Raw genomic sequence first — 10,002 nt, 5'->3', positions numbered from 1 at the left:
GCTCAGAGATGTGTATAAGAGACAGCCTCGTACTGGCTGGTCCAGGGCGTGTCGGCGTTCTCGACGCGCAGGTGGACGTGTTCACACTGGAACCGGGCGCTCTCGTTTGTCGTGAACGCGCCGGGGGTCAGCGACGACTCACAGCCGATCTGTGCGCCGTTACAGATGCCAAGCACCGGCGTTCCTTCGCTCGCGGCCTCGCGGACTTCGGCCATGATGGGCGAGCGGGCGGCCATCGCGCCGGCACGGAGGTAATCGCCGTAGGAGAAGCCGCCGGGGAGAACGACCCCGTCGACATCTTCGGGGAGGCCGTCCTCGTGCCAGACGAGTTCCGCGTCGAAATCGAGCGATGTCAAGGCCTGCACGGAGTCGCGGTCGCAGTTCGAGCCGCCGAACTGGATGACGGCGATGGTCACGCGAGCCACCTCCGCGTGTTAGAATAGGGCATCGCCGTCAGCTTCGAGGCGATGGTCATTCTGTCTCGGTCACCTCGATGTCGTAGTCGTGGATGGTGGGGTTCGCCAGGAGCCGCTCGGCCATCTCTTCGGCGCGTTCGGCCGCGTCCTCGGCGCTGTCGGCGTCGAGGTCCAGCTCGAACACGTCCGCCGAACGGAGGTCGTTCAGGTCGAAGCCGAGGCGCTCCAGAGAGCGCTGTGTCGTCTCGGCTTCGGGGTCGAGGACGCCCCGCTTGAGTCGAACGGTGACAGTCGCGGTAAAGGCAGTCATTACTGGCAAGCGAGCGGGCAGCGGAGAAAACGCTTGTGTTCTCCCGGCAGGTCACGTCCCGGCGCTGACCGGCGTCCAGTCGGACGGCTGGTCGGTCAGCCCTTTGACCCGGATGTCGAGGTCGCCCGCGTCAGCGTGCAGATACCGGTGGGGACTCGCGTGTAGCCGCTGGCGTACGTCGAGATCGGTCCGCGTGTAGCGCCGCGGCTCGCCGTCGGTACAGTACACTGCGCCGATAGCCCGCCCCTCCTTGTCCGTGATTCGCACGCCGGCGTAAGACCTGCTGTCGAGCCGTTTCAGTGCGTCAACTTCGGCGAAGCGAGGGTCCTCGTGGGTGGCCTCGGCGACCATCGCCTCGCCCGAGAGAATCGTGTGGGTGCAGATGGAGTCCTCGCGGGAGCGCGTCCGCCGTTTCCGCGCGCTCGTCGGCATCCGGGTGAGCACAGAGAACGGTCGGCGAATCACTCGTCACGGCCGTACATACACGGACGGATACACAGAGCGTCGGTATCCACGCTAGGTGGAAAACGAAGGCTTTTGCCGAGGGACTGCCGACTCTGGGTCAAATGAATCACGACGCTGTCCGGAGGTGGGTATCGTGACGCGCGGTCTGACTGAGATCACGGTCGTCGGTGAGGACGACACGGGTCTCATCGCCGAAGTGACCTCGCTCCTGTTCGAGCGCAGTATCAACATCGAGGACCTCGACCAGGCTGTCCGGGAGGGCGTCTTCCGGATGACCATGCGCGTCGACACGTCCGAGATGGTGACGACGGAGGAGAAACTCCGCGAGGACCTCACCGAACTCGGCGACGAACTCGGCGTCGACGTGCAGGTCCGGTTCCCGTCTGACCGCGAGACACAGACCATCGCCGTCCTCGTCACGAAGGAGTCGCACTGCCTTGAGGCCCTCTTCGAGGCCTGGGCCAACGGCGACCTCGGGGCCGACATCGAAGTGGTCATCGGCAACCACGACGACCTCGAACCGCTGGCGGCCAAGTACGACGTCCCGTTCCACGACATCGGCGACGAGAAGGGGACGCCAGACGAGCAACAACTGCTCGACTTGCTCGCGCAGTATGACGCCGACCTCATCGCGCTGGCCCGGTATATGCGCATCCTCTCGCCGGACGTCGTCTTCCGCTACGAGAGCCGCATCATCAACGTCCACCCGAGCCTGCTGCCCGCCTTCCCCGGCGCGTCGGCGTACATGCAGGCCATCGAGGAGGGCGTCCGCATCGCCGGCGTCACCGCTCACTACGTGACGACGGACCTCGATCAGGGACCGATCATCACCCAGCGCGCGTTCAACGTCCCCGACGACGCCACCGAAGAGGAACTCCAGCAGATCGGCCAGCCGCTGGAAGCCGAGGCGCTCATCGAGGCCATCAAACTCCACCTCAACGACGAGGTGAACGTCCACCGCGGCCGGACGAAGCTTCGGGACCCCGAGGAGACCTCCGCCCAGCTCGGCGCACCGGAGAAACTCGACCAACTGAACCCCGACCGCCCCATCGACGGCCTCGGCGAGTTCGTCGCCGAGGACGACGGTGAGATCGAGGCTGACGACTGAAGTTCTTCTCCCGATTCAGAGTTCGCTAGCGGCGCTAACGGCTTCGTCGAGTGACGGCGCGTCGAACACGTCGCCACCGACGTAGGCGTTCGTGCCGGCGCAGTAGAGGTCTCGCGCGACCTGAATCACGCTCTCGTCGAGCGACTGCGGCGATTCGTCACAGAGGGATTTCCAGTCGGCGACGCCCTCCGCGTCGGCCTGCTGTTTGGCCTCGCTGACGGCCTCGACCCACTCGGACTGGGTGCGCTTGTGGTACTGGCGGATGACCTCCTTCGAGACCTGCTGCCCTTCGTAGGAGAAGCGGTTCTCGTCGAACGTGCCGACCACGTCGGCCACGCGGATCTCCCCGTCGTAGTACAGGCATTCGATTTTCCCGTCCTCGTGGACCAGATCGGCCTCGGCAGCCTGCTGGGTGACGATGTGGTTGACCGCGCGGGCCAGTTCTTCCAGGCGGTCGATGCTGGCCGTCCCGGCGATCCGGTCGGCCGCCTCGCGGTCGAGATACCGGTCCTGCTCCTCGTATTTCGTCGAGAACTCCACGATCGGTTCGTCGAGGTCCACGACCTCCTCGGGCCAGGTGTCGTAGTCGAGGCCGTGGTCGGCGGGCTCGGTCCGGGACCGTAGCGACGACCCGACGCCGACGCGGTTCCGGAAGACGATCTCCAGGGGGATGAGGTAGTTCTCGTCGGCCGCCCCGTGGTAGGCGTCGTAGTCGTAGCGCCCGTCCTCGAAGGAGAGGTCCGGGACCTGTGTGAGTTCGATGACCATCTCCTCGGGGGCGGCGTCGGCCGACAGCGCCTCGCCGAGGTCCAGCACCTCGTCGCTGTCGGGGAGCCTGACGCCCTCGTAGTGTGTCGGGACGTGGTTCTCCTCCAGCAGTTGGAAGTTGTACGCGCCCATCGTACACAGCGACGCGCCCTTGTCGGGGATCTGGTCCGGCATCTTGCCCCAGTCGAACACGGAGTAGTCGTCCGTGAACACGAACGCGCCGCGGCCGAGGTCCTCGGCCGTCGCCGGTTCGTCCACGCGGAATTCCTTGACGCTCGTCATTGTGCCCGCCTTTCGGGCCGGGGACAAAGACGTTTCTCATACTGTCGGCTGTAAGTCTGTAGAGCATTTCGCCACCGCGAATATCTTAAAATAGTTACAGCCGACAGCATCACTCGCGCTCGGAAGGCAACGTTTTCCGTCGGGCTGTCGACTGACCGTCTGATGGCTTCCAGTCTGTTGGTCGAAGTCGCGATCATCGTCGCCGCGACGGCAGCGATCTGGAAAGGGAGCGACTGGCTCGAATCCTCGAGCGAACGGCTCGCGACGTACTACGGTCTCCCGGAAGTCGTTCAGGGCGCGATCATCGTCGCCGTCGGGTCGAGCTTCCCGGAGGTCGCAGCGGTCGTGCTCTCGGCGCTGGACGGGTCGATGTCTCTCGGTGTGGGCGCAATCGTCGGCTCGGCGATTTTCAATATTCTCATCATCCCCGCAGTCGCGGGCATCGCCACGGACGACGAACTCGAATCGAGTCGGACGCTCGTCTACAAGGAGGCGCAGTTCTACATGCTCGCCGTCTCAGTCCTGCTCATCACGATGGCGCTCGCGGTCATCTACTACCCCGGCGAGGCGACGCTTACGGGCGTCATCACGCGGCCGCTGGCGGCGATTCCGCTCGCGCTCTACGGACTGTACGTCTTCATCCAGTACCAGGACACGGCCGACCACGACCCGGGGGAAGACTGGACCGCCGGTATCTCTGTCGGGCGGCAGTGGCTCTTTCTCTTGCTCGGCCTCGCGGTCATTCTCGTGGCGGTGGAGAGCCTGGTCCACTCCGTCAAAGTCATCGGCCGGGCCGCCGGCGTCCAGGAGTTTCTGCTCGGCGTGACGATTCTGGCGGCGGCGACGAGTCTCCCCGACACGCTCGTCAGTGTCAGAGCGGCCCGCGACGACCGCGGGGTCACGTCGCTCGCGAACGTCCTCGGCTCGAACACGTTCGACCTGCTCGTCGCCATCCCGCTCGGCGTCTTCATCGCCGGCGCGTGGACCGTCGACTTCGCGATGGCCGTGCCGATGTTCGGTGTCCTGACCGGGGCGACGATTCTCCTGTTCACCGCCCTCCGGACCGACCTCGTGTTGAGCGAACCCGAATCGTATGTGCTACTCGTTGCCTACGCGGCCTTCGTCGCCTGGATCGTCGTCGAGACCGCGGGCTGGGTCGACGGCGTATTACCGACCTGACCTATCGCTCCCGGAACTGCAGCCGCTTGCGTCCCGAAACACGGGGACCTGTCGACCTTGTGGACCATGTGCGTACCCATACGTTTTTGACCGTTCTTTCCCTCCTGTCCAGCAATGCCGGACGTCCCAGAGACCGTCGGTACGCCGGACGGCTCCGTCGAGTTCGAGCACCGTCCGACGACTGCCCAGTCGTTCGAGAACGCGCTCGCCAAGGCGAGAAACGGGACGCGACTGACAGTCGACGACGCAGTCGAACTCCTCACGACGGGCACCGACCGGGACGGCATCGACCACTACCGGAAAGAGCAGGTACTCGAAGCGGCTGACCGACGCCGGGCGGAGGTCGTCGGCGACGAGGTCACCTTCGTCGCGAACCTCAACAACAACGTCACGACGGCCTGTAACACCGGCTGTCTGTTCTGTAACTTCAAGGACCGCTCCGAGCAGTTCCGCAGCGACTACCAGGAGGACCACGGCGGCTTCACGAAGACGCCGAGTGAATCCCGCGAAATCGTGCGGGACGCCCTCGACCGCGGCATCTACGAGGTCTGTTCGGTATCGGGGCTCCATCCCGCGCTCGCGCTGGACGACGAGCACCGGGAGATACTGGAGACGAGCGACCGCGGGGACCTGAACTACCGCTCCCCCGACGAGTACGAGAAAGACCCGGCCACCTACTGTGAACAGATTCGGGCGATGAACGTCGGCGACGTCCACCTCCACTCGATGACGCCGGAGGAAGCCTATCACGCCCGCCGCGGCACCGACTGGTCCTACGAGGAGGTGTACGGTCGCCTCCAAGACGCTGGCCTCGACAGCGTGCCCGGTACCGCCGCCGAGATTCTCGTTGACGAGGTCCGGGACGTCATCTGTCCGGGCAAGATCGGGACCGACGAGTGGCTCGAAGCGATGGAGGCGGCCGCGTCGGTCGGCCTCGACATGACCTCGACGATGATGTACGGCCACGTCGAGAACGAGCGCCACCGCGCGCTGCATCTGCAGCGCATCCGCGACCTGCAGGACCGGACCGGGGCGATCACTGAGTTCGTCCCGCTCTCGTTCGTCCACGAAGAGACGCCGCTGTACGAGCGTGGCATGGTCGAATCGGGTGCGACTGTCGACGAGGACGAACTGCTGATCGCCGTCTCGCGGCTCTTCCTCGACAACGTCGACCACATCCAGTCCTCGTGGGTCAAATACGGCGACACGCAAGGACTGAAGATGCTCACCTGCGGCGCGGACGACTTCATGGGGACCATCCTCTCCGAGGAAATTACCAAACGCGCCGGCGGCGACTACGGCGAGTTCCGGTCGTTCCAGGAGTACGCCGACATGATTACCGCTATCGGGCGGACGCCTGTCGAGCGGTCGACGGACTACGAACAGCGCCGCGCCATCGACCCCGACGCCGACGTGCTCGGCCCGCAACTCGGGCCACAGGCTGACGGAACGCCGTTGCTCGACTGAAGTAGTGGACCACGGCTGGGCACTGGCCGTGGTCGACGTGGTAGAGTATTCTGCCTGGCACTGCTGTCAGAGGCACGTCCAGGCATGATATGTATTGGTATGCCAGTATATGTGTAGCTACGGCCTAGTCGACTAGGCGAGTGATGTCCAGTATCCGCTCTGACCGTGACGGCTGTTCATGCGCAGAGGCCAGTGGGCGGGATCACACGCTCGCCGGATTCACGCCGCGGTCCAGTATCGACCGGAACCGTTCGCCGTCGTCGTCCTCAGCCTCGATAGCCGCCTCGATGGGCTCCGAGAGCCAGCCGTCGTCGACGAAGCGGTCGTAGACCGGCAACCGCTCGCTCAGTGGCACCTCGGCGGCCTCGGCGACGGCCGTCAGTTCCTGCAGCGCGGGCCACTCGTACTCGGGGTTGATGTGGTCCACAGTCACTGGGGAGACGCCGCCCAGGTCGTCGATACCGCAGTCGGTCAGGTCCCGGGCGGGCGCGAGGTTCGGCGGAACCTGTACCGACACCTCCTCGGGAAGCGCTGCGCGAGCCATCGCCGTTACCCGGCGCATCGTCGCCAGGTCGGGAGAGCCGCCCTGCCAGCGCTCGTTCTCGACGACGGGCTGGACGATGACCTCCTGGATGTGGTCGTAGCGCTCGTGCATCTCGCGGATGGCGAGCAGGCTCTCGGCGCGGTGGTGCCAGTCCTCTCCGATACCAACGAGGATGCCGGTCGTGAACGGAACGCCGAGTTCGCCGGCCACGCGGAGGGTGTTGAGCCGCTGGCCGGGGTTTTTCGCCCGCGGGCCGCCGTGGGCCTGGACCGCCGTGGTCGTCTCAAGCATGACGCCCATCGAGGCGTTCAGGTCGGCGACGTGGGCCATCTGCTCGCGCGTCTGGTCGCCCGGATTCGCGTGCGGGAGCAACCCCTCTTCCAGCGCGATCTCGCAGGCCTCCCGGAGGTATTCGTGAATAGAGTCGTGGCCCCACTCGGCGAGCTGGTCGTGGACGGCGGTGTAGCGGTCGTCCGGATCGTCGCCGAAGGTGAACAGCGCCTCAGTGCAGCCGGCGTCGGCCCCGCGGCGGCAGGTCTCGCGGATCTCCTCGCGGTCCATCAGCTCTGCTTGCCCCGGCGGGTCGTAGTACGTGCAGTAGGTACAGGTGTATCGGCACGCGGTCGTCAGCGGCAGGAACACGTTCCGGCAATAGGACAGCGCCGACGCGGCCTCGACGTCCCCGGGCATCACCGACAGCAGGCGCTCGATGTCGGCGTCCGAGATCTCGATGTCGATGTCGTACGCGTCCGTGCCGGGTATCACGTCCCGGGGTGTGCACCCCACGAACAAAAACCTTCACTCGCGGCTCGCGGTGACACGACCGTCTGTGAGCGACAGACTGAAACCGGCGTCAGTGAGCCAGTCCGCGGCCGCGCCGTCGCTGTGTAGCAGCACTTCAGCGAGGTCGCCCGGTTCGTCGATGTCGGTCGCGAGCCGCCGGGAGTCGACTTCGGTCACGGCGGCTCCCTCGTCCCGGGCAATCCGCCGGTGGTCACGGATCGACGCGCCGTGGTAGTCGACCCTGAACCCGGGGTGGCGACTGACGAAGGCGTTCGTCCCGCCGCCCAGACCCGGGGCCAGCACGACGTCGGCGTCGGGGGCGAGCAGTCGCTCGATGCTTTTCGGCGTTACGAGCGGCAAATCCGCCATCACGACGGCAAGTGCGCCATCGCCGTCAGTCACTGTCGACGCGAGCAGGTCGTTGACGAGCGGGTCGAGCCCGCGGTCGTCGACAGTGAGCGGTGCGGCACAGCCGAGCGGCGCTGTCGAGATGACTTCGGGTTCGTGGCCCGCCGCTGTCACTGCGTCGACGACGTCTGCAAGCATCGCTTCGGTAAAATCACGGCGCTCGTCGGGAGAAAGAACGGACGCAAGTCGCGTTTTGGGGTCAGACCCCGAGACGGGGACGACGAGACGCATTACAGCTTGGAGTACTCGTCCTCACTCATCTGAGTGTACGCGTAGTAGCCGCCACCGACCAGCAACAGGAGGACGACGAGTCCGCCGCCGACCAGCAGGAGCGTTCGCTGGGTCTGAGCGCTCTGCTGGGCCTGCTGTGCCTGACTTTCGGCCTCCTCGGCGAGGTCCTGGGCGTTCTGGAAGTTCCCGTTCTCGTAGGAGGAGATAGCGCTACTGACTAGATCCTCGGCGTCTTCGTTCCCACCGGCTTCGTCGATTGCGGCCTGCGCGTCGTCGATTGCCTGTCTGGCCGCTTGGCTCTCTTCAGTGTAGTGGTGGGCGGTGTCGTTGCGGAACTCGTCCTCGTTGCTCCCGCTGATCCGACTGAGCGAGGCAACCCGATAGTTCTGTGCCGGGTCGTACGTGTAGTTCGAGATGGCCGGCGTCGTGCCGACGAGTTCGATGCGAACCTGGTCTCCGTTATTGTCGATCTCCAGGTCCTGCTCGAAGGACTGGTCGCCGTAGGTTTCTTGGCTCACCTGGCTACCCGCACGCAACACAGTGACCGTCCAGCTAACGTCCTGGAGTTCGGTCGAGCCGGCGAGCGTCCACTCGTTCGGTGCGTCGGTGAACGGGTCGTCAATCGTGTACGTCACCGACACCTCTTCCTCGACGGCCGTCTCGCTCGGGACTCCCTCGGCAGAGACAGAGAACGCACTCGCTGTGCCGGCGGTCGCGAGCAGCGCGACAACACAGAGGAGTGCGGCGGTCTTGTTAGAACAGCGGATCAAGTTCATCTTCGTCGTCTTCGACTAAGTCCTCTAAGTTATCTTCGCTTTGGTTACGGATATCATCGATGTTGTCCTGTGCCTCGATGGCGACCTGCTGGAGTTCCTTGATTCGTGGAACGTTGTGGACGCCGGCCAGCAGAATGGACGCGGCCACTTTCGGGGCGTTGGTCGGATAGTCGCCACCGCGGACCTCCATCGAACCGGTCTGCTCCTCGAGCCACTTCCGGCCGCGCTCTATTCCCTTCCGATTCAGGTGCTCTGGCGGCCCTGCCATCACGAGCAGAGCACGCTCCGCACCTTCGATCTCACAGGGGAGCGTCAGCCTGCCGAGCGCGGCTTTCCTGACGAGCGACGTGATACGGTTCGTCGTGTTCGCCGTGTCCATCCCGTCGTCAGACGAGTCGTCGCCCTTGAACCGCGAGAGCAGGCCGCCGCCGCCGGAGGATACCTCGACGTCTTCGGAGGCGTAGCCGACGGTGGACACGCCGCCGCCGTCGAGCGTGTTGATGATCTCGGAGGAGTCGACGACGCTTTCGGCGACGTTGTCGCCGGCCTCGATCTCGCCGGCCCCGAACAGCACGCCGAAGCGTCGGACGATCTCCTCGTTGATGTGATCGTAGCCGCCCTCGACGGACTCGCCGGTCTGTCGCCAGGCGTCGTTGTCGAACACCATCAGATTGTCCACCTCGCGCACGAACGTCTGGAACGACCGAGCGGCGTTGAGGGTGTAGATGCCACCCTCGTCGCTGCCCGGCAGGACGCCCAGGCCGTACACCGGTTCGGTGTAGATGCGTTTGAGGTGTTTCGCGACGACCGGCGACCCGCCCGACCCCGTCCCGCCGCCGAGCCCGGCGACGATGAGGAAGGCGTCGACTTCGTGGACAGGGATGTTGTCGATCGCGCCCTGAACCTCGTCGATGTCCTCTTCGGCGATTTCCGCGCCGAGTTCGTTGTCTGCGCCCACGCCGTGGCCCTTAACGCGGGCCTGGCCGATGAGCACTCGATTCTCTTCCGGAATGTGTTCTAGCCCAAGCAGGTCTGCTTTCGCTGTATTGACCGCAACAGCCGAGCGGACGATTCCCGAGCCGGTCTCCTTGTCGTACTCGAGGAATTTGTCCACAATTTTGCCACCGGCCTGCCCGAAGCCGATCATCGCCAGTTTCATTATATAGTTCTCCGCTTAAAGGGTCAAAGAGCGATAGCGAGTATAAGTGTTTTGCCCGGATCTCAGCCCTGAAAGCCAGGATTGAAAATCAATACTAGCTAACACA

Annotated in this window: 10 protein-coding genes and 1 pseudogene; 3 read left to right on the top strand and 8 right to left on the bottom strand. The window is 64.8% G+C overall.

The genetic code is table 11. From position 1 onward, the window contains the following. Positions 1–26: 26 nt before the first annotated feature. The 3 genes and pseudogenes from purQ to C442_RS12390 all read right to left on the bottom strand — a co-directional run. A pseudogene (purQ, locus tag C442_RS12400) lies at positions 27–416 on the bottom strand (phosphoribosylformylglycinamidine synthase I); the annotation flags it as partial. Positions 417–471: 55 nt separating this feature from the next. Next, positions 472–726: a phosphoribosylformylglycinamidine synthase subunit PurS gene (purS, locus tag C442_RS12395; RefSeq protein WP_008310930.1), complete on the bottom strand. Its 255-nt coding sequence runs from the start codon at positions 724–726 to the stop codon at positions 472–474. A 51-nt stretch (positions 727–777) separates the two neighbouring features. Beyond that, positions 778–1,158, bottom strand: coding sequence for a GAF domain-containing protein (locus C442_RS12390; protein ID WP_008310929.1), 381 nt, complete (start codon positions 1,156–1,158; stop codon positions 778–780). 157 nt (positions 1,159–1,315) lie between these two features. Here C442_RS12390 and C442_RS12385 point away from each other — a divergent pair, with 157 nt between their 5' ends. After that, positions 1,316–2,299 (top strand): formyltetrahydrofolate deformylase, encoded by a 984-nt coding sequence (locus C442_RS12385; RefSeq protein ID WP_008310926.1) that lies wholly within the window; start codon positions 1,316–1,318, stop codon positions 2,297–2,299. Positions 2,300–2,314: 15 nt separating this feature from the next. Here the strand turns inward: C442_RS12385 and C442_RS12380 are convergent, their stop codons facing one another. After that, positions 2,315–3,349, bottom strand: coding sequence for a phosphoribosylaminoimidazolesuccinocarboxamide synthase (locus C442_RS12380; RefSeq protein WP_008310925.1), 1,035 nt, complete (start codon positions 3,347–3,349; stop codon positions 2,315–2,317). A gap of 162 nt (positions 3,350–3,511) precedes the next feature. Here C442_RS12380 and C442_RS12375 point away from each other — a divergent pair, with 162 nt between their 5' ends. Both C442_RS12375 and cofH read left to right on the top strand, forming a co-directional pair. Continuing rightward, positions 3,512–4,528 (top strand): sodium:calcium antiporter, encoded by a 1,017-nt coding sequence (locus C442_RS12375; protein ID WP_008310923.1) that lies wholly within the window; start codon positions 3,512–3,514, stop codon positions 4,526–4,528. Between the two features lie 114 nt (positions 4,529–4,642). After that, positions 4,643–5,995, top strand: a complete 1,353-nt coding sequence (cofH, locus tag C442_RS12370; protein WP_008310921.1) for a 7,8-didemethyl-8-hydroxy-5-deazariboflavin synthase subunit CofH — start codon at positions 4,643–4,645, stop codon at positions 5,993–5,995. Between the two features lie 202 nt (positions 5,996–6,197). Here the strand turns inward: cofH and cofG are convergent, their stop codons facing one another. From cofG to C442_RS12350, 4 genes are read right to left on the bottom strand one after another with little or no spacing between them, the layout of a single operon-like run. Then, positions 6,198–7,304: a 7,8-didemethyl-8-hydroxy-5-deazariboflavin synthase subunit CofG gene (gene cofG, locus C442_RS12365; protein WP_008310920.1), complete on the bottom strand. Its 1,107-nt coding sequence runs from the start codon at positions 7,302–7,304 to the stop codon at positions 6,198–6,200. Between the two features lie 33 nt (positions 7,305–7,337). Next, complete coding sequence (cofC, locus tag C442_RS12360) at positions 7,338–7,961, bottom strand: 2-phospho-L-lactate guanylyltransferase (RefSeq protein ID WP_008310919.1); 624 nt, start codon at positions 7,959–7,961, stop codon at positions 7,338–7,340. After that, entirely contained in the window at positions 7,961–8,737 is a 777-nt protein-coding gene (locus C442_RS12355) for a hypothetical protein (protein ID WP_008310918.1), read from the bottom strand. Before C442_RS12355 ends, cofC begins: the two co-directional genes overlap by 1 nt. After that, positions 8,715–9,896, bottom strand: a complete 1,182-nt coding sequence (locus C442_RS12350) for a tubulin/FtsZ family protein (protein ID WP_005536054.1) — start codon at positions 9,894–9,896, stop codon at positions 8,715–8,717. Before C442_RS12350 ends, C442_RS12355 begins: the two co-directional genes overlap by 23 nt. Between the last annotated feature and the right edge of the window lie 106 nt (positions 9,897–10,002).

Origin of the sequence: Haloarcula amylolytica JCM 13557, from assembly GCF_000336615.1 — an archaeon.
Taxonomy (GTDB): domain Archaea; phylum Halobacteriota; class Halobacteria; order Halobacteriales; family Haloarculaceae; genus Haloarcula; species Haloarcula amylolytica.
This window is presented reverse-complemented; position numbering and strand designations above follow the sequence as displayed.

Coding starts and splice junctions, on each gene's coding strand:
- purS (WP_008310930.1), bottom strand. CDS start 726: ATGACTGCCTTTACCGCGACTGTCACCGTTCGACTCAAGCGGGGCGTC.
- C442_RS12390 (WP_008310929.1), bottom strand. CDS start 1,158: ATGCCGACGAGCGCGCGGAAACGGCGGACGCGCTCCCGCGAGGACTCC.
- C442_RS12380 (WP_008310925.1), bottom strand. CDS start 3,349: ATGACGAGCGTCAAGGAATTCCGCGTGGACGAACCGGCGACGGCCGAG.
- C442_RS12375 (WP_008310923.1), top strand. CDS start 3,512: ATGGCTTCCAGTCTGTTGGTCGAAGTCGCGATCATCGTCGCCGCGACG.
- cofH (WP_008310921.1), top strand. CDS start 4,643: ATGCCGGACGTCCCAGAGACCGTCGGTACGCCGGACGGCTCCGTCGAG.
- cofC (WP_008310919.1), bottom strand. CDS start 7,961: ATGCGTCTCGTCGTCCCCGTCTCGGGGTCTGACCCCAAAACGCGACTT.
- C442_RS12355 (WP_008310918.1), bottom strand. CDS start 8,737: ATGAACTTGATCCGCTGTTCTAACAAGACCGCCGCACTCCTCTGTGTT.
- C442_RS12350 (WP_005536054.1), bottom strand. CDS start 9,896: ATGAAACTGGCGATGATCGGCTTCGGGCAGGCCGGTGGCAAAATTGTG.